Below are 22708 nucleotides of genomic sequence, written 5' to 3' on the forward strand. Positions count from 1 at the left end.
AAAATCAATTTTGAAAACTGAAGACGAACATATTGAGCTTACTGAAGAAGAGGAAATCGAATTGATGTCGGCATGCGGAATGACGAATTCCGAAATGGCGATAGCATTAGGCTACAATAAGGCTGAGTTTGTTGAAAAAGCGTTGGATCCTACAAGCATTGTCTATCATAGTATTTTGAAGGGAAAGCTTGTAAGTGAAGTGAAGATCGCCGGCGCATTGAAGCGATTGGCTGAGATGGGAAACATCACTGCGGTACAACAATTTGATAAGCACCTGGAGAAAAAGGGACTTGCTCAAATTAAAAAGAAAATTTGGTTTGGCTAAAGCAGAATTTCCGGATATAAAAGATATTTCGATCGAGCAGATATGGGACTACCATGATCGAGGGCTTGATTCGAAAAAAATGCCTGAAGAAATAGTTCAGTATTTAGACGCCATGGACAAAGTACGAGCGATGTCCCGGCGTTTTGATAAGTATGGGGGCAAGGGCACCATCATAAACTATTTAGTTGATGTGGTTGGCTACAGTCGTTATTTAGCAAATCAGCTCTACAATAATTCCTTTGAGTACTTCAACACTAATGATTCGATCAGCAAAGATTCTTTGCTGAATTGGATTATTGAAATGATGCAAAATAATATTCAGGAGGCAATATTGAAAGCGCACGATGTCGCGGATAACGCAAGAATTAGTCGTATGCTCAAGGAATTGAAGGAAGTTTTGATGGCCAAAGGATCTGAAGATGATAAATGGGCGGAATTAGCGGAAAGAAAGCCACTGAAAATTTATAGTCTAAAACCTGAAGATATTGGTTTGGCGCATGTGGGAGAAAAGGAAATTGCAGCATTAGTGGCGAAAATACCTGGAATTACTGAAGCTCAGAGAAAAATTATAGAAGGAGAAGCTGCTTTATTACCTATCGATATTTTTCAACCTCAGGAATTAAGAAACGAATAGAATGAATATTAATGATCCTTTGGTAGAGGCTAGATATGCTACTTGGTTGAACCAGAGTGTTGCATATATATCTCCGCAATATCTTGAGATTGTTGGTGGTCGTGGAACGAGCAAGACAACACAGATTCATGCAGAAAGATTTCAAGGAGCAGTTCTTGAAATGCCGCGCAGTCTTCAAATGTTTCTGTGTAATACCTATGAAAACGCAAGGACCAACCTAGTTCCTAGTTTAACTACTGGTTGGACCGAGTTTCGAGATTGGAAGAAAGGAATTGACTTTGTTGTTGGAGAGCCTCCGCCATCGTATTTTGAAAAACCCTGGACTGAAGTAGAAAACTATAAAAACTTAATAACGCATAGAAATGGTGCTACAATTGTTGTAGGATCTGCTGCACAAATTTCCGGTCTAGCAGGAAATTCCTATCAATATCTTGGAGTTGATGAAGCGAAGTACATCAGTAAAGATGTTATGGATACTATTGAGCCTGCCCTGAGGGGTTACAATAAATTTCCTACTTCGGCATATTGTTATGGTCATACATTTACTACTGATTATCCAAGTGCAGGTAAAGGTGACGAAGCTTGGATTTTGGAAAGAATGAAAAACACGGATACCGAAATGGCCAGGTTAGCGTTTTATTGCGGTTATCATTATTACCAAAATGAATACCAAATAGCCAAGGCTTTAAAATTTAGGGATCAAACAAAGGTTAAGAGACTAGTAAGAAAACGTGCGAGGCTATATGAGCGTTGGTTCATTGTTCGCAAAAAGCTTTCTTTTTTTTTATACGTTTCATCTTTTGCTAATATTCATGCATTAGGAATTGAGCCTATTGAAAAGTTGATGACTTCTTTAGGGGTTGAGGGATTCAAGGAGAGGGTTTTGTCTATAAGGTCAGGAGTCGAGGCAGGGCAGCGCTTCTATGGCGGTTTGGAAGAGAAGCATTTTTATCGTGACGGTGAAAATGAGGAATACTCGACAAATCTTGGACTCAAAGGAGATCCTTCATGTCTTGTACTGAAATATCTTCGCCGCGATCAAGAGCTGGACGGGGGGCTAGACTTCGGAAATATGATTTCTTTAGTGGTTGCTCAGGAGCAAGGGGAGTATTTGCGCTGTATGAAAAACATTTACAAGCTAGGGAAAAATAATACTCGAGAAATGGCTGATCACTTTATTCGTTTCTTCAAGCCACATAAGAATAAAGTACTGAATCTATATTACGATCGCTCCGGAAATCAGTATGAAAAGATTGGTCGTGATTGGGCCAGTGATGTTAAGAAAAGCATCGAACGAGATAAAAACGGTGCGACCGGCTGGAAAGTTCGCTTGATGAATCGGGAGCAGGCCACTATCACACAGAGTGATGAACATCTTTTTATGAAAAAGGTTTTCGAAGAAAATACTGAGGGGCTTCCAAAAGTATTGATCGATGCGGTTTTCTGCAGGGAACTAAAAAGTAGTCTAGAGCTTGCAAAAATAGAAGTGAAGAAAAATGCAAAAGGTCAGAAAAAAATTTATAAGGATAAATCAAGCGAGAAGCTTCCGCTTTCTCAGCTGCCTATGAATAGTACTAACTTTAGTGATGCCTTTAAATATTTGTTGTACCGGAAAGCCTGGGCAAAAGTAGCAAAAGGACGAGGAGGACTCCTGGGAGCTTCATACGAAACGCTTTAATTTGTATTTTTGTGTTGAATTAAAATCACAATGAAGGTTTGTGATTTATAAAATTGTAAAAGAATTATGTTTGGAAATGGTAGAAAAGCAAAGGATCTAGCTAAATCACTAGAAGAAAAGTTTATTGGTATCGAGCACATGATTGTTACTCCGGAGGGAGATGAAATTGAGGCAGGGTTCATAGAATATCCAACTGCCAATTATATTGCAAGAGAGTTCATTGAGGCTATGAATTTGTATTTTACGCATGCCATGACTGAAATAGGATATGATGTCAGAAAGCCGCATCAGGAGTTTTTTGAGAAAGTTAGAGATGAGCTTTTAACACTTAAGAATGATAGAAAAAAATATCAATAAAAACATGTTTTATGTCCCTTCAGATCCAAACAAAATAATTGATAAGCTTGAAAAGGATATCGAGCATTTTTTCGAAGAAAAAAAGCGGTCCTTAATTCGGGAGTCGCAAAATTCTGCAAATAAAAAACCCACCGATTAAGGTGGGTTTTTCGGAAAGTAAAAGGTTCAGGCAAATGAACCTTTTTTGAAATTAGAGTATTGTTAAAAGTAACAAACAGTATATTTGTGCTATAATAAATAACTAAAAAATGAACATTAATAGAGAGTTGTCGAAGCAGTTTCGTCTCGGAAATTTTTTTAAACCAACCGACCACAATCGTGGTTATATCAAGGTAAGTGTAGCGGATTTGGAAGCTTGGCGACTTGGAGCTATTTATGGAAAATTTATTTATTTAGATAATGAGTTGTTAAATAAACTGGGGATTTTGACCGATGAAAAGCGCCTTGAAAAAAACTTTATTTTTCAAGATGATTTAGGTTGTTTTTATTATGTGTTAGACACATATTTTGATGAAAATTCTAATATTCTAGATATTTCATCTCGTGTAGAGTATTTACACCAAGTCCAAAATCTATATTTTCTATTAAATGGTGAAGAACTCGACCTATCGAAAATTTCATCTGAGCCTTAGGCCATCACGGCCTTTATTCAAATATCTTATTTTCGTTTGAATTTTAAGACTAGAGGCGCTTTTGAGATGTGAAAATCTGTATTGATTTCGTAGGAGTTGAAAGGCGCTTTTTGGCCAAGTGCATCCATGTGATGTACGGTAGCTTTTACGCCATGAAAGGCTAAGTTTATACAGGTCATTTTCACGCAAATATGGTCGAGATCTTGAGCGGTATAATGATTGCCCGGGCAATAGTTGTTTAATGCCAGGATCATGCGGCCGCTGCCGCAGGCCGGCTCAAGAATATCTTTTCCAAAAGTTCCTTTAGGAACGGTCATTCTAGCAGTCATTTCGCAGAGCGCTGCAGGGGTAAAGAATTGACCGAAACTACTTTTCTTGTAGGAGCCGGATAAGGCTTCGTAATAAGCTCCCAAGGGGTCGCACCATCCCTGCATAGGGATTTGGTCCCGGTAGTAAATTAGCAGCTGTGCAAGCAGCTGCGAAAATTTTCCGAATTCGTCTTCGTCGTATTTTCTTATGGTGCTGTGGTACCAGTCCTCTTGTGTTTGTCTGGCAAGGCAGCAAATGACAAGAGTTAGAAAATCGTCGAAGACGCGCGACGGGTCGTATTTTCTCGCTAAAAACGAGAAGAGGGAGTTAAACTCCCTCAATTCTGCGGGTATATCTACTGTCTTAGGCACTTTCTCTGTGTTCTAGTGGTTTTACTTGGGCGTTGCTAAAAATGTGTGCTAAGGGAAAGAATTTGCGTTTTTTGCCGTTCTTCTCTTTCTCTTTTTCGGCTTCCTGCTTCTTGTCTTTCTTCTTTTTCTTTGGAGGTTTCCCCCAAATAACAAAGGCTTTTTCTCCTGGCTTCACGCACTTATTCTCTTTTAACCATCCTTTGAATGTGTTAAATTCTTGGTGCGTATCATCTGTGTACATATCATCGATGATAATTTCGTTAACGCTCCGTTCATCGCCTTGCTTCTGTTGCATTTTGGCAATTTTGGAAAGTTGCTTTAGGTGTTCTCGTTTTCGTTTAGTGCTTTCTTTCATAATTTGAATTTTAGAGTATGCATTCATCCGCAAAGCTGTAGTAACTTTCGGTTGTAATTATTAGGTGGTCTAATAATGTTATATCGAGAAAATTTGCAGCTTCTTTAATTTTCTTAGTTAGTTTTTTGTCTGCTTCGCTCGGGCGAGTGTTTCCGCTTGGGTGATTGTGCGCCATTAAAAAGCCAATGGCGTTACATTTTAGTAGTTTTTGAAAAACTTGTTTAACGTCAACTATTGTCCCGGTGGCTCCGCCTCTTGATATTTCAATAATTCCTAATACTTCGTTGGAATTGTTTAAAGGCATTAGGCAAAAAATTTCTTGATAGTCTAATTTATTGCCTATGTACTTGCGGAAAATTTCGCTTGCATCCAGTGAAGATGTAATTTTTTGGCGGTCAATTTTCGCAATGGGGTTGCGGTACACGATTTCGATTTCCTGTATTTGTGGAATTTCCATAGCTTAAAAAATGTAGGTTTGAAAATCGTTCGCTTGTGGTTCTGCTTCTGCCATAAATTTTTGGGCGATTTCTTGCGCTTGGTTGAACGCTCGCCGTGTCTGTCGCTTAAAAAGTTGGTAGTCTGTGAAGTTGAAAACAGCAGAAAAGCCGTTATTTTTTAGAATCCTCTGTACTTGTTCAGATAACAAATAAGGGTTATTTTTGCCTTGCATTTTATTACTTTCCATTTTTAAAATGTGTTATTTATAGCCCCTCTTCCCTGCAACGGTTGAGGGGCTTTTGATTACTTTTAGATTTGAAATTCTTGTACTTCTGCATCGGTGCGCTCTTTGAGCGTGTGTAGGTCGTCCTCAATTACGTTGAGTAGTTTTTCAATCGTGCCATTGTGAGAAATGGTAAAGCGGTAGCCGCAATCTGTTGTAAATTCCATTTTTTGGGATACGTTGTCGTTTCCTGCTCGGAATTTTGCGAGTTCGTCCGCCTTACTGTCGATGCGCTTTTTTCTTTCGCCAAGTTGTTGAAATACCTCTAGGCGCTGAATGCGTTGCTCTGCGGTAGGGTTTAAAATTTCGGCTACCTTTTTAACCGCTTCTGTTTTTTCGGCTTCCTTGGCGCTCGTTGTCTCTTTTTTTTCGGTTGCCTTTGGCGTTGGCTTCTTGGCTGTTGCGGTTTGCTTCTTGCCGTTGGTTTTACTGTTTTTTTCCTTTGTTTTTGTTTCCATAATAATGGGTTTTAATGTGTTATTTATTTACATAAATATACGGAATTAAGTTGTAAAATACAACCACAAAGGCAGTAAAAACAGGGGTTTAGGGTGTTTTTTAATTAAATTAAAATCATTCTAAATAAGAATAGAATAAAGTTTGCACAGGCTCGAAAAAGGTTAAATTTCAAAACCTCAAAAATCTAACTTTCTGAAAATGAAGGAAGAAACCTTAAAAAATAAACGCAGGCGTTTATTTGTCTTGCTCCGCACCCCGTCACGCTGAGAATTGAAAATGTACGTGCAAAAAAAAGAATCAATGAGATATATGACGGTAGGCGCCCTCAACCAGTAATAGCTCATACAACCAGTACCATAGGTATTGGTTGTGTGAATCCTAACCATGTCACAGACTATAATACTAGCTATAGCTATCATTGTAGCATGGCACAGCATTTAGTTTACGACGTTTTGAAAGCAATGAAAAAGAGGAGTGATGAGAACATTCCTTTTTCCTTTTCATTTGTTACTTGCGATACAAGTAAGAGGAATAGCAACGGAGTGAAGCACGTTGCACGTGCAAAACTAAGAACGGGATTCTCAGCTGAGCATGGCATAAAGAGTAGAAGTCTAATTGGGTATACAGATCTTGACACGAATCAGGACCGTTGGTTCTACTTACCCTTACTAATTTCCTTTAACAACAAGAAGTTATGAGAAGTGATATCGATGTAGAATTTCAAGGCGGGGCTGCGATTGTATCAGGAGGTGCGGTAGACTTTACCTTTGAAGTGATTGAAAACCCTAGAGATCTTAATTCGAATAAAGTCGAAAGACACAGTTTAGACTGGACAGGGTCCTCATATATGCTCGAGGGATTACAGGTATTTCCATTTGGAAGCAGCGATGATTTGCCAAGAGAGATTAAGGATGTTGTTCAGAATAACTACATCGCACCTGGCTATTTAAAGAAGGGTACTGGTATGCTATGGGGAAATGGTCCTAAGTTGTACCGGGAGGAATACCAGGAAGACGGACAGGTAAAACGTATTTGGGTAAGGGATGCTGATATCCAGCAATGGATGGACGATTGGGATGCGCTAGCATATATATATGCGGCGTGTGTCGATTACCAATACATTCAGGCTGTAGCTACAAAGGTATTTAGAAATCGTGGTCCGCGAATAGGAGCTGATGGTTTTATCACAAAGCTGGAGCATATTAATCCTAATAGAGCTCGAAAAGCTCGTTACATGACAAGCAGATCCCTAAAAGCTACACATTGTGTCTACAAGTATAATGAGTCTGAGAAGGCGGTACACAATAAAATGTTCGGGATCTATCCGTTATTTGATCATAGAAACGCATTTAAGTACCCAACCTCAGTACATTACAGTAATCTTTATTCTTTCTGTTCCGATTATTATGCGGTACCAGACATTTATGGAGCACTGGAATGGATAAGACGTTCTACTGCTGTTCCAATGATCCTAAAGGCTTTCACTAAAAACAGCATCACTCCAAAATATCATATACAATCTCCTGCGATGTTTTGGGAGGAAAAAGAGAAGGAACTACAAAAGTTGTATGCCAGTAAGAACAAAACCTATACAGACAACGTGCTAAAAGAGTTTATGCAGGGATATTTAAAGAAAGTTGAAAAGGTGCTGTCCGGAGTAGATAATACTGGAAAGTTTTGGCACTCCATAAAGTATCTAAATGTGGATGGTGTGAACCTCAAGGAAATGGGCTGGGAGATTAAGCCACTTGATCAGAAAGTAAAAGATTTTATTGGGGCACAGGTTAAGGTTGGTGAGGCGGCCAATAGAGCTGTTGGGGCAGCTGTAGGGATGCATCCGGCGTTAGGCGGTTCTGGTGAGTCGGGAAGGAGTGATTCCGGAAGCGAGCAGATCTATGCATTTAAGAACTATCTGGCCAGTGGTATTGACATTGAGGAGATGGCTGTGCTGAAGACTATCAATATGGCCATAAAAGTAAATTGGCCCAATAAGGATCTGAAACTAGGCTTCTATCGTCAGCAGCCGCAAAAGGAACAGGATATCACGCCCTCTAAGAGAGCGGTAAATAATTAAGCTATGGAGTTGTTATTTAAAAAAAATCAGAATGATTCTGCGTGTGACGCTTTAAAAGAGGCACTGAGCTTCATTGATGCAGACTTTACCTTTTCTAAAATGCAATCAGATCTGAGATCTGCAACTGTCCGTTTATTGGAGTTTGTTGGTCAAGATGTGTACAATGAGTTGATTGCTGTAGCGGGTGATGATGATCCATCAGCTGATGATAAGGAATACTTGCGATTAGCGCGTTCTGTTATTGCAAATGATGCGTACCGATTGTTTGCACCGGCGAATGATTTGCAGCACGGAAACAATGGCCGAACCATGTTGAGCTCTGAAGATAACAAAACACCTTTCGAGCACATGCTTATCGCATCGAATGATGAATTGGCGCGTCGATCACATAGAGCCATGGACGACCTAATTCGTTATTTAGATAAGGAAAGTAATACCTGGAAGGAGAGCGATCAGTATAAGGCGTCTCATAAATTGTTTGTTAGAACAATGGCTGAGTTTGAGGCTTATTATGAAATTGGATCGCGTTTGTTATTAAAGAAATTGGGACCAGGAATTGCAAAAGCGGAAATTCAATTGGTCCTTCCCCGGATTGGTCGCGAACTATTTGATTCTCTAAAGGAGAAACGCAAGGGTGCTGCAGACAATACTTTCACTGATCAAGAGAAAGAGTTGTTTCCACTGATTCAAGGGGTCTGTGTGTTCTATTCGTTGTCATGGGGAATTCCTAGACTGCAGGGAACGTTGTTCCCCGAAGGAATGCTCCAACCAGTGCGCGGCGATAGAGCAACTATTAAGGGTAGACTTCCCCATCAGGGCAACCAAATCGAGCAGATGTCGCAGCTATTTAAAACGGATGTAAAAGATCTGTTAGTTGATCTTGAGGAAGTGATTAAAAAATACAAGGAAGATGATCAGGTTGAGGAGAGCGATGAAATAATTGATACTGATCATCTGATTCCGTTTGACGAAGATGATTTAAGTGTAACTACATAAATTAATTGGCATGATAATTATTAAAATTTTGATTTCGTTCTATAAGCGAATAAAAAGGCGTTGGCTTTTAGCTAAGGCAGCTCTAGTTCTTGAGGAGGAACTGAAGAAAAAGAAGATGGCAATGGCAAAGCTTCGGATAGAGATTAATCACGCACTAGGATTTGATTTCTTCCGAATTAACGCGAAATCAGAATACATTCCACCGCAATTTAAAAGTAAGGCTAAGGTATTGGCCTTTGTGGAATCGAAGTTTGGAACCAAGATGGAGGATATTGGCGTTACAATTGATGATCTATTCAAGTCATGAGTGATACCAGGTATGTTCACATTGAAATTCCGGAGATTGGATATCGGTACGATATGCCGTTGGATTTGGCCGCCTGTAATGAGGAAGAGTATATTCGTATTACACCGGTATTGTACGCCCTTGAGCGCAGAGAAATAAACATCCAAGAGTTTCAGTATCTTGGGGTTTATGCTCTTCTGAATTTGGAAAAAAGTGAAATGGAATTGCCTGAAGAAGAGAAGGAAGACGCGATGGGAAATATTGCGATGTTAGGCGAAAATCTAGGGCAGTTTTTTTACGTCGAAGGCGATAAGGTCTTGGTAAAACGATTTTATACTGGCAATCATGTTGGTAGAATTTCGAGTTTATTTCGAAACTATTATGGACCAGCTGATTTTTTCACTGATGTTACCTGGGGAGAATATGAAGATGGTTTAAACGTTTTCTTTGAACATGAGCTTAATCCGGATCCGGAACTTCTCATTCGTTTAGCTGCTATCTTTTTTAGGCCGAAACGCTTTGGAAAGCGAATTATTTACAATGAGGAAGATGTAGATAAAAGGATAAAGCGTCTAAAATCTATGGATATGAGACGTATCATTGCTTTCTATTTCACTTTTGCTGCCTTTCATCTGTATCTATCATCGTCGAACGTTCGGTGGGAGGGTAGAACTATTGATCTATCAATTATTTTCAATGTGATGCCAGGTGAAAAGAAACCAAAAGAGAGTGAGTTCAATTCATTAGGTACAAAGTCGCAAAGTATCATGTTAGCTAATACAGGGATATTCGGAAATTATGATACGCTCAGGCAAACGAATTTATGGAAGGTCATGCTTGTATTGTACGATATGAGAAAATCGGATTTAGACAACAAACCAAAAGACAACGATTAAAATGGGGTTAATAGCAGATTATGGTGTATACCTAGAAGGAATTAAAAATGAGTTTGCCGAGGTAAATCGCCATCAAATGGTGACGGACAAGTCGCAGCTCATGAAGTATTTGGATTCCATTTCCAAGCAAGACGGGATTGTGTTGCTATCAGTGTTACCAAATTTTGGAAACAACTCACCGCGAGACGCAAGCACGTTCCAGCGTAAAGCTTTCTCTGAGGTTTCTTTTTTGAAGAAAGTTGATTTTGGAAACTTAACGCAGCAAAACTTTATTGATTGGTACGATGAAATTTTTGAAGTAGCAAATAAGTTTGTCAATAAGTTATTGAATGATTCGGTAGGTGGCCAGTGTGTTCTGCTCAGGCAATTAGATCCTAAGACGATCCGAATTGTCGATGAGTATAATTTACACCAGTGTATTGGTTGGACGGTAACATTTTCTTTTGATATCATTTAAAAAGGTTGTATATTACAACTATGTACACAAAGATAATTGGTCAACAGGAAGTTGATACTGAAATTGAAAACCTTCTCAAAGATGAGGAGAGTATGGATGCCTTAGATAAATATCTACGGCATGATTTAAAAAACCCGGGAACCCGGTCGGTGACGTTGAGTAGAAAGCTCAAAGCGCTGTATGATAGTGGTAGATTATATGTTAAGTCTAAGTGACAGATCAGAGAGAAGGTTTATATCTAGAGTACTCTTAGAAGAGTCTCAGGATATGGACCAGGCGCAGCGTCGTATAATGTCTTCAAGAGGCTTCGGTGACGGAAAGATGTATAATGATAGAAAGTATTCGGTACAGGATACTGAATTGGTGTACGAGCATCTTCCGGAGCATCGCTTTACTGACATGTCGACTAGAAATACCGGAACCGGGAAGCGACGAAAAAAGAGCCACCCTATACACAACAAAGTAATGTATGGATTTGCCAATAACGTTGTACGTCGGCTGAATGTCGGATATACAACGGCAGTGAAGAAAATGATGATGGACGAGCTGGCAGCTGAACTACGTGAAAATACGTAGTAAAAAAAGGGGTTTTTCCTGTCTTAAAAGGGCTTTTTCCTGATGTTTTGAGAAAATTACGGTTTACCGTACGATTTTTCTTATTTTGCGAACCAACAAAATAATTGATATGATAGAATTTAACTGCATGCCTGAAGGCGACGATGAAGATCCAAAACCAGTAAAACCAACTCAAGGAAAAGAATCGGAAGAGGATGGTAAACAAGTAAAACCAAGCCAGGGAAAAGAATCTGAGGAATTAGATGATTAGATTTTACACTGCGCTGCTTCTTTTTTGCAGTACTGTCTTGGTAAATTATCTGGATGAGTTAATCCCTGAATTTAGAGGCTTTACAATTTTTGGGAAAGAATACTCTATAATTGAGGGGTATCGTTCAGTTGACATGATGTGGGGTTTGGCTCAAAAACTTGAGTTTGTTGTTTTTATTCTGGCTGGATTGGTTTTATTGAGTGCTATTGATAATTGGTCGGCCAAGAAATTACCAAGAAGATTTAAGTATGCTTTTTATGCTGTTGGAACAATACTGCTGCTCTTTAATTTGTGGTTGGCTGCCAATGTTGTGATTGACTTTGTAATTGGTTTTGATAGATCAATGTTATTGCTAACCTTCATTTTTATCTGTGTGATTTGGGTTGTAATGTTAGGAGTGATATATGTGATAAGAAGGATCTACGTAAACAAAGAGGAAAAGAAGCTCGAGAAGTTTAATGAAAAACTTGATTTGGTTTCCATTCAAGCTGTGGAAATGTCGAGAGAAATAGAGATGATTGAGGCCATTGCTGATGAAATGAAAGACAAGGATAATGTAGCGAGCTGGAGAGTTGTTTTAAAAACAAAGGCTCGCGCAATTTACGAAGCTGCTGAGAAAGTTTTGAATACAATTGAAAAGTAAAAATGGGAGAAAATAAGTTGAGGCAAGAACATGATCAGAACGCATTTGTTTTGGAATGGTTCGAAAATTTAATCACAATAGATTCACCAAAAAACATTCTGGAAACCTTAGATATATTATTTGATGGATTTTTAGAAAGCGAAGCTGCTAACATTAAATCGGATAGGGTCCGATGTAGGTTATTGTATAATGAGGTGAAAAGTTTGTTGGAACAAAAAATCAGTCATGCTGAAGAATCTGTTTAGAAAGAAGTTAGACTTTCATGATCAAGAGATCCTGAATCCATTTGGTTATGAAGCGGGAGATTTTACGAAATCTAGAACGTACATGAATTTGGTAAATGGAGAGGAAGAGAGCCACAAAAGAATGTTGAAACAATTGAGTGAGAAAACTTTCTTAGGTGGTATTCCGATTGCGGAAACACATGCCTACGGGACCAAAATAACGAGAGATTTTCTCTTCAATAATTTGAAACGAGGAAATAGAAAGTTTGCATCCACAATAAGGATTACAGTATCTATTGGGGATAATTCATTTACAGTTAATTTAAAAGTGATGGATATCCAGCCTTCAAGCCGAGTAGAGCAAAAAGATAAATGTGATGTCAGTCAGTTTCGCAGTTTTTCTGAATTAGGCTTTGAAATTGACACGTATTTTACTGTGAGAAAATAATTATATTTGTTTATCAACTTAGTATAGATCGTGTTATCGCGAGATCTTCATTTTTAAGCCGCCTGTTTGGGCGGCTTTTTTTATTTTTGAGTTGTCGAATCAAGAGTGTGAATTTTAAGGAAACCGTGGAAGGTGCCCACCTGTGGTAACTACGGTGGCAGTTTGTGAATACACTCTTGAGCTGGACAAGCGCCTTCCCGACCTTAAATTGAGTCATGTCAAATCAAGAGAAGTATTACCGAAACAAAAGTGATATAAAGTCAATTGAAGGTATTGAAGTGGACTCAGGCTCTCTTTGGAGATGGGATTCCAAATTGAAAGTGTTGGTGCTTGAAGATGAGGACCAGCATGTCACTGCTTATAGATCAGATGAATTTGATCTTGATTAACCAAAGCCCTGCATTGCGGGGCTTTTTTCATGTCACAGAATTTTGAAAGGATCTTCAATAACATTGGGGTATAATTTTCAACCCCTATGACTAAAAGAATTGTAGATGAAGTGATGCGGTTTTCCATTGTTGTCAATGGAAATAGTGCGCAGAAAGAGCTCTACGATTTAGAAAAGCGTAAACGCACCCTTATTCAAGCAAATAAGGATCTTCGTGCGGAGCGCTCAAAGCTAGACAAGTCATTAAATCCGGAGAAGTATAAGAAGCTCTCTGCAGAGATACAGAAAAACTCGGATGAGCTTGAACAAAACCGTTCAAAAATGAGCGCCCTGCAAAAAGCGGTCGGGGTGACCGGTCTTACGATGGGGCAATTGCGAAAGCGTGCCATGGGTCTTAGGGCACAGTTGGATAACATGGTACCTGATACGGTTCAGTATAAAAAATTACAACATGAGCTGCAGCAAGTTAATAAGAGAATGTGGGAGTTAAGAAATGGAGCTCGTGCTTCACAAGGCGCTCTCTCAAAGCTTGCTAATGGCTTCAATAAATACTTGGCTTTGGGTTCTGCGGTGGTGGCCACATTAACGGGAGTTGTATTTTCTTTCCAAAAGTTTATTGACTACGCCGGGAAGCTAAGTGATGCACAGGCGAACGTGCAAAAAACGACTGGTCTTACAAAAAAGGAAGTTGATGATATGACCAAATCTTTTGGAGCATTTTCAACAAGAACTACCCGAATTGAATTACTCGAGCTTGCGGAAGAGGCCGGTCGGTTAGGCATCAAGGGGAAGCGGGACATTATGGCTTTTGTAGAGCAGGCCAATAAATTAAAAGTTGCTTTGGGTGATGACTTATCTACTGAACAGATTCGCGAAGTTGGTAAGTTGGTTAATGTTTATAAAGTCGGGACTGAGACTGGTAAAGATTTCGCCGGGTCCATGGATTCTCTAGGATCTGCTATTAATGAGGTAGCCGCTTCAGGAGCGAATCAGGCCGGCTTCTTAGTTGAATATTTGAAAAGACAGGCTGGTATTGCAGCACAGGCTAAGATATCAGCAGCGGACAATATAGGTTATGCGGCTACATTTGATGAAATTGGACAAAGCGTTGAAGTAGCAGCTACTGCTATGAATAAGGTGATTTTGGATATGTTTCAAAATCCCGGTGAATATGCGAAAATTGCAGGAGTTAGTATAAAGGAATTTAACAAGTTACTCGAGGAGGATAGTAACGAAGCAATGATCAAGTTCCTGGAGGGGCTCAATGGAAACAATGAAGGACTTTCGGTCATGACTCAAAAAATAGAGGAGCTGGATGCCGGAGGTACAAGAGGTGTCCAGGCGCTAGCAGCGCTATCTGGTGCTACTGATATTCTTCGTAAGCGGCAAGAGACCGCTAACGATGCTCAAAAAGAAGCGATTTCTCTTACTAATGAATATAACCTGAAGAATGATAATCTCGCGGGTCTTATCGAAAAGATTGGCCGCCGATTCCGTGCCGTTTTTGCGTCTAGAGCATTAACCAAAGGACTAGAATCATTCTTAAAGTTGATTGGAAGAATTACAGGGGCTGTAGAGTCTAATGAGGATGCAGTAAGACAGCAGCGATTGGAGCTGTTCAAGCTTCAAAGTAGAATATTCAATGTTAATACTAGCAATGAGGATCGGTTGAAGCTGATAAACGAATTGAAGGCTTCATATCCGGAATTATTGGGTGATATCGATGCGGAAACTGTCTCTAATGAGGAGTTGAGAAAATCTTTGAAAAAGGTAAACGATGAGCTAGTGAATCGAATAATACTCGCTAGAAAGCAGGATGAGATCAACGAGCAAAATGAAGATACTGCAGACAAGCAGGAGGAATATTTAAAACGGGAGGAGAAGCTACGCGAGACGGTAGCGGACATAGTTCAGCGACATTCTGATTTTAAATTTGATGCCGATAAAACAGAGCTTCAAAACGCAAAAGCGTTGTTGTCATTGGTACAGGATAGAACCAAGGGTGAGCGCACATTATTCGAGCAGGGTTTTAGAGATCGTAGAGCGTTGAGTGTGGCCATCACAAACCTTCAGGCAACCGAGAGTTTCTATAATGGTGCCGTGTCTGAAGGAAATAAACTTTTAGAGGAGAGAGAGGCCCTTAAGAAGCGTTTGGGATTGATTGACACGGGTGGCGTAGTTGAACCTGATGGGGAACCAGGAGGAGATAAGCCAAAAGAAGGTGATACTAGGTTCATAGCAGGGGAGCTTTATACTTTCAAAAATGGAAGGTGGACTAAAGTTGTACCGGAAGGAACAAAGAAAGCACAGAAACAGGATCCTGAGATAAATACACAATTGAAGGAAACCCTGTTGATGCGAAATCAGTTGATCAAAGATAGTTATCTCAAGGAGCTTGCCGACATGGAGATTACTCATCGTTTAAAGATGGATTCTTTACGGGCGAACATTGAAGAAGAGCAAAAGGTGCTAGATGAAATGTTCAAAACTGAGACAGATCCAAAACGTCTAAATGATCAAGCAGAGCTTGTCAAAAATTTGAAGGAGCAGTTAACCCTTGAAGAAGAAATTTATCAGTTAGAGATCGGGAAGATGGTTGAGGAAGGGTATAATTCTCAATTATCTGAGCTCCAGGAAAAATATGAGCGAGAAAAAACGCTCCGCCTTACTGAGCATAATAATCAAATGGCTGCCCTGGCCGGCAATGAAAAGGCGAGAGCAGATCTTCAGAAGCAATTTGATAAGGAAGAGTTAGATCGTGAAGAAAAGCACTTAAAGGAACTTATTCGGGAGATGAAACAAATCATCGAGCAGGGTGACTTTGGTGGTTTTGATCTTTCTCTGCTAGATGAGGAAGAGGCGGAAAAAATGAAAAAGCTGCTCGAGGATCTAAGACTTAAGTTGGCTGAAGTTGCAAAGGAGAAAGGCGGATTATCGGGTTCCGGATCAGGATCTGATGAGGAGGAAGGTCTGAATATTCTTGAAGAGGATGTTGATATTTTAGGTTATTCTGCAGAGCAGTGGTCTCAGGTTTTTGAGAACCTTGATGTTACGAAAAACAAAATCAACCTAGCTGTTATGGCCGTCAATGCATTTCAAAATGCGTGGGCTAAATATCATCAGTATGTATCTGCAGGTGAAAACAGAAGGTTAGCTGAGTTTGAAAAAAACGAAGCCAGAAAACGGGAAGTATTAGACAATCGACTTGATAATGGTTTGATCAATCAGCGGCAACATGACGCTGCTGTAAAGGCGAGTGAAAAGGAAGTAGCTCGCATGAAAGCCGAGATTGAATACAAACAAGCAAAGCGTCAGAAAGATATGGCTATTGTAGAAACTATAGTCAATACTTCTGTCGCTATCATGCAGGCGTATGCTCAATTAGGGCCGATTGGAGGGACCATTGCAGCTGTGCTTATTGGTACCCTGGGTGCGCTTAATTTAGCGACGATCGCTAGACAGCCGTTGCCCGCGAAAGGATTCGAAGAGGGATATTACGATAGAATTCCAGTAAGAAGAGAGCAGGACGGGAAGGTTTTTGATGCTGAATATGGAGGGGAATCTAGAAGCGGAATGGTAGATAGACCTACGGTTTTCCTAGCAGGAGAGAGCGGAAGAAATTTTCCGGAGCTTATTGTCAGCGGACCGGATTATAAGCAGTTCAGCCCGAACCTTAAAGATAGTATTGCCAACGAATTGCGCAGAGTGAAAGGTTTTGAGCGTGGATATATAAGTCCGAACGCAATGAGTCAGGATGCGACTCCACGTCAAAGTGATGAGGAGATGAAAGCGCTCCTGGCAAAACAGAATATGTTGCTCGAGCTATTGTACTCAGAAGGGGTGACAGCAACGATGTCTCGAGATATGAGAAATATCAAAAAGTTTCGGGATGAATTTGATCGTCTAAATGAAATTGAAAATAAAGCGAAGCAGTAATGGCGTATAGTAATTTTTCCGATGAGCGATTGTTTTTGGATGAGGGAGTGAACATTGTATTGAATCGTATTTATGAGGAACTTGAAGAAAGTTTTCCAGGTCTTACCTTGAATGATGAACTCTGTATAACGGGTACATTAGCGAAAATAATCCAGGGAGATCCTGCGCAAGAAATTGAAGTAGTTCCTTTCATTACAGACAACGAGAACATTTTTAGCTATTCGTATGAGAAACTTCCTGTTTTGTTATATAAAGCGCGCGCAGTTCGCTTTAAGGATCGAGTACAAATTAACCTGCCAAATGTGTTGATCGAGGTTTGGAAGACAGACGATATAGGAACAGTTAATGTGGTAACGGGAATAGCGGTTCAGGATCCAGCGGACATTCCTGCAAATATAAAGTGAGATGTATAACTTAATTGTTAAAGAGAATAGGGATTTTTCATCTATTGATGGAGCGGAGCTTCCGGCACAGAATTGGTCTTTCTCTCCGGAAAGCCCACTGAACGTTGTAAGCTTTGTTGGAGAGTCAATTGATCCAATCGTGATTCCTATTAGTATCAAAAATTACATTGATGCGCTGGGAACAGACATATATGATGAGTTTTATGTGCAAATATCTATTGGTTGGTATTGGCCAGGTATTAGTACTCAGTGGTTTGTTCTTTCAGGGCCATTGCCTGACGCTAGTGGTAATGGTTATCTTCTAACTGAAGAAAATTTGTCAGTTGAAACAACTGTTACTTTTCAAAATTTGAGTTTGCTTCCGGAAGGAAACGGGTTTGCTCTGGTACACCATAAGGTTTTTGGAAAACTGAGTACGGGTGAGCTAGTACAAGTGGATCAGGAAGTTTATACGATTGCCTTATACCGGCTTGGTTATTTTGATGTTCAAATAGAGCCGTCTTATCATGAGATAACACATGTAATTGGAAATGATTTACCTGCAGCAGTAGATCTTGATATTTATTGCAATACGGATTTTACGATTTCAATTGGCCAACACGCAGCGCTTAGTGGAGGAAATTTAGAGTTCCAATATGAGTTAGGCGGTTTCAAAACTTATACCGGGAGTGGTAAGCAAACCATTCAAGCTGCTTTATTGGTTAGTGTGGAGGATCTTGGGGTGACAGAGCCTATGCATGCAATAAATATTTCAATGTCAGCTCAAGATGGAGATTACATTGATAGTTCGGCCTTAAGAGTTTTTCAGTATGATTCCGAAGGATTTACTGTTGATCCATTGGCTTTATCTTTTAAAGCCGTGAAGGGATTTTATGAGGCAGCTAGCAAAAGCATAAATTTAATTGGAGCCGGAGATTTTACAATTAGTGGTCCATCTTGGTTGTCATTGTCGGCGTCCGGGGGAAACGGTAATTCAAGCATTCATGTAGTGCCGATAGCATCAGGGAATTTAGCCGCTGGTAAATATCAGGGGATAATTCGTATTGAGAATCCTGAAGATGATATAATTATTGAAGTGCTACACACTGTGGTGGACCGATTTGATATGAATTTAGAGGAAGGTAGGTATCATTTTACGTATGACAAGTCAACTATTAGTGACGTCTACGGGGAAGACAGCCATCAGTTATCATGGAATTTACAGTGTCAGGTGTATAGACATGGATTCTTGGAATATGATTTGGTTAACAGCAATTTTAAAGAGAGTTTTTTTGACACAATGGTTTCGATTTTTATTGGTCGAACCATGCATATGCTGATGAATAAAACTCTGACCTTAGAAGACGCTGCGTTCTACAACGTGTTTTCAAATTTAGGGATTGCATCATTTTTGAAATACTACAACCCCGCAAGAGTAGATTTAACGCTCAATATAAACGATCGAATTACTGGAGATGTTGTAATTAGTGATGCAGTATTTGAGGATCTATATTTTATAAAGGGACGAAGACCGGTAAGGTTTGATGATCATTTAGGAATATTGGACGTTAAAAATTCGGCGATTAGAGTAACCAAGAAATCACAAGTATACCTCAATGTTTTTAGTAGAAGAAGCTATAAAACGATCGAAGTATATCGCAATGGTATTTATGAAAAAAGCTTGGTGAATACGCCTGGATCATTTCAAATATTTGCAAGGGCTATGACTTTCCCATCCTATAGTCCTGGTGATGTTATAGAGGCAAGAATTTACGATTCACCTAGAGTAACTCTGGAAGGCGACAATCGGAAATACTACGGTCAGAAATATGTAATGTTTCCGGAGGGACAACAATCATATCATCTGGTATGGGTAAATGAGCATGAGTTATTGGAAAGCTTTGAGTTTACGGGGGATTATGTGTTTAAAACTGCTCATGATAATGTGATTGCTAAAAGTTTTGAACGATTCACTGAGATAACCAGGAAGCTAGAGCATAAAAAGGGAGTAGCTTTTCAGGCAAATACTGGTTGGGTTTTGAAAGAAAACGATGAAAGAATTGATGCTTTGTGCGCATCTAATGTTTGTTGGATATTTGCCCCTGGAGGTGTTCCAATAATGTGCCGTGCGGTAGCACAAGACGTCTCGAATATTGATTCGCGACGGGGACTTTACGAATATGAGATAAAATTTGAGGTGTATCTAGAAAATGAATATACGAGTAGTACATTCTAGTTTTGAGATTAGTTTGATTGATACTTCATTCACGCGTATTGAGGAAAACAATTGGTATAAGGAGGATCTTCTTTCAAAGTATACTTATCCGATTGTTATGGAATTGCCTGATGATCTTTTGGTGAAACTTAAGCATATTGGGCAGAGAGGCGCGACTGGATATCTTACAATCTTCGATGTGATATTTATTTTGGGAGACAGGGAGCATGAAGCCGTTATGGAGATCAAAAAAGTAAAAGGTAGAACTATTGATTTTGAGCTGCGCTATGGCTTCGAGGAATTTCCAAATTTTAATTTAAAGCTTTCACAATTACCGCTGTTGAAAGAAGAGTTGGTAGGAGAAAGTATCTATGAGCATGCAGAGGATCGGGTAGACCTTACTTACCCGGTTGTTGACTATAATTTTCCAAGGATATTTAACGACGAGATAAATACGGAAGACGAACAATGGGCGTTTTTCGAAGGCTCAATGAATTTATACCAGGGAGGTTCTTTTGTTGTAAACGAATATGATCTGGCTACGGATACTCAAAAGAATTATAACATAATGCAACCTTTACCGCATCTATTGTATGTCCTCAAGAAAGGTTTTGAGATGGGCGGATTTGAGTTGAAAGGTGATGTATTGGAGGATAGTAGGTTTCAAAATGCTTTTTTGTATAGATTCTCAGAGTATTATGGCAGCATAACAGACAGTGGGAGTCAGGAAATGGTAGTAAAGACTGATGAATTTATAGCGCCTTATGACGGTCCATTTAAAAGGTATCAGGAAACAATTATCATTGAGGATCCAGGAAGGTATTTGGTAAATGGAAATCTGTTTTTACGGGCGCTAGGAACTCCGTTTGCCCCATTTGCATATGCTGAAATAAGATTAAACGGAGTTCGATTGTGGTTATGGCGCTCATGGGAATCTGAGAAGTACTATTTTGTGGATGGAACCTTTGAAGTGCCTGTGGGGGAAAGTAATATGGAATTAACATTCAATTCAATAAATTTAAATTATGGAATCCAAGGAGGTGCTGTTATTGAGGATGCGACAATCTTAGATATTACAGTTTCGCAGCTGGTTGCATTTGATATTAATGGCGATGCAATACCGCGGTTAATTGCGCCAAATGTGATTGATTTGACTAAGTGTGTCCCGGATGTAACATTTGGTGATCTTGTTGAGTTCGTCCGGACACTAAGCAATTATAGAGGAACAGTTGATGGGACAGATGTCTATCTAAATAAAATATCCGACAAGGTAGGTCAGGGCGAAATATTCGATGGAAGATTTTCGGAAGAAGAATTTCCGGAAATAACATTGAATAAAGGGAAAAGCTTTGAGTTGGTGTATGATAACCCAAGCAATGAGGATTTTGATTATGGAGGGTTGCTAATTGATAATACGGGTGTGGCCACAAAGCCTTATGTAACAAACAGGGACACAAAACAGATTCGCATCCCTGGTGTTTATCTTCCAAATGAAACGAGGTCCGGAGATAGAACAGCTCTTGATATCGTAAATGATAAATCAAGGATCCAAGTGGTTTTGTACTCAGGACTGATAGGTGGTAAGAATTTGACTTTTGAGCCAATGGAGTATGAAATACAGAAGATATTCGATGACAATTATAGTACGTGGCTATTATTTCAGATCGATGCGAACACTTATAAATGGATCTTTAGAAGTGATTCTGAGCAAATAAAGAATCTCACTACTGAATCAAATTTCTTCGCTTATGGGAAATATCATGTTGTTAAGAAGCTTTCGATTACAAAGGTAGGAAGGTTCACCATGGAGACCGAGATAGAAACGGACTCAATCGAGTAATTTGTCCATTAATGCCATTTTTTCGTTTGCTTCACTGTTAACGATATGTACGTATATCATTGTGGTTTTTAGGTCCTTGTGCCCCATTAAGTGCATTAATGAAATAACGTCTCCACCCATTCTCAAAAAATTGGTGGCAAAGGTGTGCCTGCCGGTGTGAAAGCTGACTTTTTTAGTGATGCCGCAAAGCGCAACGATCTTCTTGAGTGTTTTATTTAAGTGCTTGTCCGAATACTTTTCAATAAATAGTTCAGGTGATCTCTCTAAAATTTCACGAGTGGTTTGATTGATTTTTTTCCGTTCGGTTCTTTTTGATTTCTTGTTGTAGTATTCATAATAGTCGTCATGAAATTGATCACGATCAATATTCTGAAGCTCTGAAATTCGCAGGTTGTTAAAGCAAACGAATAGAAAGTAGCCCGTAATGATGCGATAGGAGTCATTTATGAAATCAGATTGATAGAATTTCATCAGACGCTTTACTTCTTTCGGTTTGAGATCTGTTCGGTCGCCGTTGGTATCGCCTACTGAGATATCTTCCGGATTAATTGGTAAGGGAATGTTTGACTTGGCCGCCGACATTAGAATGCTCTTTATGACTGAAATATTAGCCTCTATTGTTGTGCTTTTATTTTCCTGGTCGCTCATCCAGCCACGAATTTTGCTAAATAATTCATGGTTGATATCACTGAATAAAATTCGTGAACGGAATTTTGCAAGTTTGCGTATAACGGCCAGGTATCTATCTCGAGTGGACTTGGTAATGATTTTGCTCTTGTAGCGGGAGTTAATTTCATATTTGGCGAATGGGATAAAGTCTACTCTGGGAATGCCATTGATAAACTCATCTTTGAAAGTCTCGAGGGTCAAATGCTTTGATGAGAGTCTGTAGGTAGTTTTAATGGCGGTAATTTTTGAATCAACGTTATCGAGAATAAGGTTGATGTCCTTGTGATGTGATTCAGCGCTATCTAGGCGCTGTTTCTTAGGGTTCCACAGCTTGGGTGGTACACGAATATCTAAGTTAATTCGAACCTTCTGAGAGTCGCCCGTAGCATATAAGTAGAGTAAGGAAGTTCCATCTTTAGAAACTTCCGATCGCATTGTGATTTTAGTACGTATTGACACAAGCCATTTGTTTGTGTCAACTCTTGTGTCAAAAATCTGCTCCTGGGCAGTGATTGGTGATATCATAGAGAAGTAGCTTTTAGTTAAACTGCTCACAATGAGCGGTTATATGCTACTTCTCAAATAG

At 39.5% G+C, this 22708-nt stretch carries 26 protein-coding genes; 20 read left to right on the forward strand and 6 right to left on the reverse strand.

The window, feature by feature from the left end; all coding sequences use genetic code 11:
- Positions 1–10: 10 nt before the first annotated feature.
- The 5 genes from PO830_RS04975 to PO830_RS04995 all read left to right on the forward strand — a co-directional run bounded on the left by PO830_RS04975 (position 11) and on the right by PO830_RS04995 (position 3626).
- Entirely contained in the window at positions 11–325 is a 315-nt protein-coding gene (locus PO830_RS04975; protein WP_272852427.1) for a hypothetical protein, read from the forward strand.
- On the forward strand, positions 318–959 hold the full coding sequence (locus PO830_RS04980; protein ID WP_272852428.1) for a hypothetical protein: 642 nt from the start codon (positions 318–320) through the stop codon (positions 957–959). Before PO830_RS04975 ends, PO830_RS04980 begins: the two co-directional genes overlap by 8 nt.
- A gap of 1 nt (position 960) precedes the next feature.
- A complete protein-coding gene (locus PO830_RS04985) occupies positions 961–2637 on the forward strand; it encodes a hypothetical protein (protein ID WP_272852429.1) in 1677 nt (558 codons plus the stop codon).
- A gap of 66 nt (positions 2638–2703) precedes the next feature.
- Positions 2704–2994 (forward strand): hypothetical protein, encoded by a 291-nt coding sequence (locus PO830_RS04990; RefSeq protein WP_272852430.1) that lies wholly within the window; start codon positions 2704–2706, stop codon positions 2992–2994.
- A gap of 248 nt (positions 2995–3242) precedes the next feature.
- Positions 3243–3626, forward strand: coding sequence for a hypothetical protein (locus PO830_RS04995; RefSeq protein WP_272852431.1), 384 nt, complete (start codon positions 3243–3245; stop codon positions 3624–3626).
- A gap of 26 nt (positions 3627–3652) precedes the next feature.
- Here the strand turns inward: PO830_RS04995 and PO830_RS05000 are convergent, their stop codons facing one another.
- The 5 genes from PO830_RS05000 to PO830_RS05020 form a co-directional block, all read right to left on the reverse strand.
- The gene (locus PO830_RS05000) at positions 3653–4306 is read right to left on the reverse strand and encodes an N-6 DNA methylase (RefSeq protein ID WP_272852432.1); all 654 of its coding nucleotides are present in this window, start codon (positions 4304–4306) and stop codon (positions 3653–3655) included.
- Positions 4299–4661, reverse strand: coding sequence for an ArdC-like ssDNA-binding domain-containing protein (locus PO830_RS05005; RefSeq protein ID WP_272852433.1), 363 nt, complete (start codon positions 4659–4661; stop codon positions 4299–4301). The genes PO830_RS05000 and PO830_RS05005 overlap by 8 nt, the downstream gene beginning before the upstream one ends.
- Before the next feature lie 10 nt (positions 4662–4671).
- On the reverse strand, positions 4672–5118 hold the full coding sequence (locus PO830_RS05010; RefSeq protein WP_272852434.1) for a JAB domain-containing protein: 447 nt from the start codon (positions 5116–5118) through the stop codon (positions 4672–4674).
- Positions 5119–5121: 3 nt separating this feature from the next.
- On the reverse strand, positions 5122–5346 hold the full coding sequence (locus PO830_RS05015; RefSeq protein ID WP_272852435.1) for a hypothetical protein: 225 nt from the start codon (positions 5344–5346) through the stop codon (positions 5122–5124).
- A gap of 62 nt (positions 5347–5408) precedes the next feature.
- Positions 5409–5840 carry a hypothetical protein gene (locus PO830_RS05020; protein ID WP_272852436.1) on the reverse strand — a complete coding sequence of 144 codons (432 nt, stop codon included), beginning with the start codon at positions 5838–5840 and terminating at the stop codon, positions 5409–5411.
- A gap of 848 nt (positions 5841–6688) precedes the next feature.
- Between PO830_RS05020 and PO830_RS05025 the strand changes: the two genes are divergently transcribed.
- The 15 genes from PO830_RS05025 (at position 6689) to PO830_RS05095 (ending at position 21453) form a co-directional block, all read left to right on the forward strand.
- Positions 6689–7915 (forward strand): hypothetical protein, encoded by a 1227-nt coding sequence (locus PO830_RS05025; protein ID WP_272852437.1) that lies wholly within the window; start codon positions 6689–6691, stop codon positions 7913–7915.
- 3 nt (positions 7916–7918) lie between these two features.
- Complete coding sequence (locus PO830_RS05030) at positions 7919–8911, forward strand: DUF6712 family protein (protein ID WP_272852438.1); 993 nt, start codon at positions 7919–7921, stop codon at positions 8909–8911.
- A gap of 121 nt (positions 8912–9032) precedes the next feature.
- Complete coding sequence (locus PO830_RS05035; protein ID WP_272852439.1) at positions 9033–9218, forward strand: hypothetical protein; 186 nt, start codon at positions 9033–9035, stop codon at positions 9216–9218.
- A complete protein-coding gene (locus tag PO830_RS05040; protein ID WP_272852440.1) occupies positions 9215–10093 on the forward strand; it encodes a hypothetical protein in 879 nt (292 codons plus the stop codon). Before PO830_RS05035 ends, PO830_RS05040 begins: the two co-directional genes overlap by 4 nt.
- Position 10094: 1 nt before the next feature.
- Positions 10095–10550, forward strand: coding sequence for a hypothetical protein (locus tag PO830_RS05045; RefSeq protein WP_272852441.1), 456 nt, complete (start codon positions 10095–10097; stop codon positions 10548–10550).
- Positions 10551–10570: 20 nt separating this feature from the next.
- Positions 10571–10765 carry a hypothetical protein gene (locus PO830_RS05050; protein ID WP_272852442.1) on the forward strand — a complete coding sequence of 65 codons (195 nt, stop codon included), beginning with the start codon at positions 10571–10573 and terminating at the stop codon, positions 10763–10765.
- Complete coding sequence (locus PO830_RS05055; RefSeq protein ID WP_272852443.1) at positions 10731–11126, forward strand: hypothetical protein; 396 nt, start codon at positions 10731–10733, stop codon at positions 11124–11126. Before PO830_RS05050 ends, PO830_RS05055 begins: the two co-directional genes overlap by 35 nt.
- 109 nt (positions 11127–11235) lie before the next feature.
- A complete protein-coding gene (locus PO830_RS05060) occupies positions 11236–11376 on the forward strand; it encodes a hypothetical protein (RefSeq protein ID WP_272852444.1) in 141 nt (46 codons plus the stop codon).
- The gene (locus tag PO830_RS05065) at positions 11369–12019 is read left to right on the forward strand and encodes a hypothetical protein (protein WP_272852445.1); all 651 of its coding nucleotides are present in this window, start codon (positions 11369–11371) and stop codon (positions 12017–12019) included. Before PO830_RS05060 ends, PO830_RS05065 begins: the two co-directional genes overlap by 8 nt.
- A 225-nt stretch (positions 12020–12244) precedes the next feature.
- The gene (locus PO830_RS05070) at positions 12245–12691 is read left to right on the forward strand and encodes a hypothetical protein (RefSeq protein ID WP_272852446.1); all 447 of its coding nucleotides are present in this window, start codon (positions 12245–12247) and stop codon (positions 12689–12691) included.
- A 215-nt stretch (positions 12692–12906) separates the two neighbouring features.
- The gene (locus PO830_RS05075) at positions 12907–13080 is read left to right on the forward strand and encodes a hypothetical protein (RefSeq protein ID WP_272852447.1); all 174 of its coding nucleotides are present in this window, start codon (positions 12907–12909) and stop codon (positions 13078–13080) included.
- Positions 13081–13166: 86 nt separating this feature from the next.
- Entirely contained in the window at positions 13167–17015 is a 3849-nt protein-coding gene (locus PO830_RS05080) for a phage tail tape measure protein (RefSeq protein ID WP_272852448.1), read from the forward strand.
- The gene (locus PO830_RS05085) at positions 17015–17419 is read left to right on the forward strand and encodes a hypothetical protein (protein ID WP_272852449.1); all 405 of its coding nucleotides are present in this window, start codon (positions 17015–17017) and stop codon (positions 17417–17419) included. Before PO830_RS05080 ends, PO830_RS05085 begins: the two co-directional genes overlap by 1 nt.
- Before the next feature lies 1 nt (position 17420).
- Entirely contained in the window at positions 17421–19634 is a 2214-nt protein-coding gene (locus tag PO830_RS05090) for a hypothetical protein (RefSeq protein ID WP_272852450.1), read from the forward strand.
- Positions 19609–21453: a hypothetical protein gene (locus PO830_RS05095; protein WP_272852451.1), complete on the forward strand. Its 1845-nt coding sequence runs from the start codon at positions 19609–19611 to the stop codon at positions 21451–21453. The genes PO830_RS05090 and PO830_RS05095 overlap by 26 nt, the downstream gene beginning before the upstream one ends.
- Here PO830_RS05095 and PO830_RS05100 read toward each other — a convergent pair.
- Complete coding sequence (locus PO830_RS05100) at positions 21442–22647, reverse strand: site-specific integrase (protein WP_272852452.1); 1206 nt, start codon at positions 22645–22647, stop codon at positions 21442–21444. The two genes, PO830_RS05095 and PO830_RS05100, sit on opposite strands and share 12 nt — an antisense overlap.
- Positions 22648–22708 lie beyond the last annotated feature (61 nt).

It is taken from the genome of Altibacter sp. HG106, from assembly GCF_028561755.1.
In the GTDB taxonomy this organism is placed as follows: Bacteria; Bacteroidota; Bacteroidia; order Flavobacteriales; family Flavobacteriaceae; genus DFVG01.

Bases quoted from the DNA above. Each gene is read 5' to 3' on its own strand.
- PO830_RS05020 (WP_272852436.1), bottom strand. From the start codon at position 5,840: ATGGAAACAAAAACAAAGGAAAAAAACAGTAAAACCAACGGCAAGAAG.
- PO830_RS04995 (WP_272852431.1), top strand. From the start codon at position 3,243: ATGAACATTAATAGAGAGTTGTCGAAGCAGTTTCGTCTCGGAAATTTT.
- PO830_RS05085 (WP_272852449.1), top strand. From the start codon at position 17,015: ATGGCGTATAGTAATTTTTCCGATGAGCGATTGTTTTTGGATGAGGGA.
- PO830_RS05045 (WP_272852441.1), top strand. From the start codon at position 10,095: ATGGGGTTAATAGCAGATTATGGTGTATACCTAGAAGGAATTAAAAAT.
- PO830_RS05040 (WP_272852440.1), top strand. From the start codon at position 9,215: ATGAGTGATACCAGGTATGTTCACATTGAAATTCCGGAGATTGGATAT.
- PO830_RS05065 (WP_272852445.1), top strand. From the start codon at position 11,369: ATGATTAGATTTTACACTGCGCTGCTTCTTTTTTGCAGTACTGTCTTG.
- PO830_RS05070 (WP_272852446.1), top strand. From the start codon at position 12,245: ATGCTGAAGAATCTGTTTAGAAAGAAGTTAGACTTTCATGATCAAGAG.
- PO830_RS05005 (WP_272852433.1), bottom strand. From the start codon at position 4,661: ATGAAAGAAAGCACTAAACGAAAACGAGAACACCTAAAGCAACTTTCC.
- PO830_RS05035 (WP_272852439.1), top strand. From the start codon at position 9,033: ATGGCAAAGCTTCGGATAGAGATTAATCACGCACTAGGATTTGATTTC.
- PO830_RS05075 (WP_272852447.1), top strand. From the start codon at position 12,907: ATGTCAAATCAAGAGAAGTATTACCGAAACAAAAGTGATATAAAGTCA.
- PO830_RS05025 (WP_272852437.1), top strand. From the start codon at position 6,689: ATGCTCGAGGGATTACAGGTATTTCCATTTGGAAGCAGCGATGATTTG.
- PO830_RS05090 (WP_272852450.1), top strand. From the start codon at position 17,421: ATGTATAACTTAATTGTTAAAGAGAATAGGGATTTTTCATCTATTGAT.
- PO830_RS05080 (WP_272852448.1), top strand. From the start codon at position 13,167: ATGACTAAAAGAATTGTAGATGAAGTGATGCGGTTTTCCATTGTTGTC.
- PO830_RS05060 (WP_272852444.1), top strand. From the start codon at position 11,236: ATGATAGAATTTAACTGCATGCCTGAAGGCGACGATGAAGATCCAAAA.
- PO830_RS04990 (WP_272852430.1), top strand. From the start codon at position 2,704: ATGTTTGGAAATGGTAGAAAAGCAAAGGATCTAGCTAAATCACTAGAA.
- PO830_RS04985 (WP_272852429.1), top strand. From the start codon at position 961: ATGAATATTAATGATCCTTTGGTAGAGGCTAGATATGCTACTTGGTTG.
- PO830_RS05095 (WP_272852451.1), top strand. From the start codon at position 19,609: ATGAATATACGAGTAGTACATTCTAGTTTTGAGATTAGTTTGATTGAT.
- PO830_RS05030 (WP_272852438.1), top strand. From the start codon at position 7,919: ATGGAGTTGTTATTTAAAAAAAATCAGAATGATTCTGCGTGTGACGCT.
- PO830_RS05100 (WP_272852452.1), bottom strand. From the start codon at position 22,647: ATGATATCACCAATCACTGCCCAGGAGCAGATTTTTGACACAAGAGTT.
- PO830_RS05015 (WP_272852435.1), bottom strand. From the start codon at position 5,346: ATGGAAAGTAATAAAATGCAAGGCAAAAATAACCCTTATTTGTTATCT.
- PO830_RS05050 (WP_272852442.1), top strand. From the start codon at position 10,571: ATGTACACAAAGATAATTGGTCAACAGGAAGTTGATACTGAAATTGAA.
- PO830_RS05010 (WP_272852434.1), bottom strand. From the start codon at position 5,118: ATGGAAATTCCACAAATACAGGAAATCGAAATCGTGTACCGCAACCCC.
- PO830_RS05055 (WP_272852443.1), top strand. From the start codon at position 10,731: ATGATAGTGGTAGATTATATGTTAAGTCTAAGTGACAGATCAGAGAGA.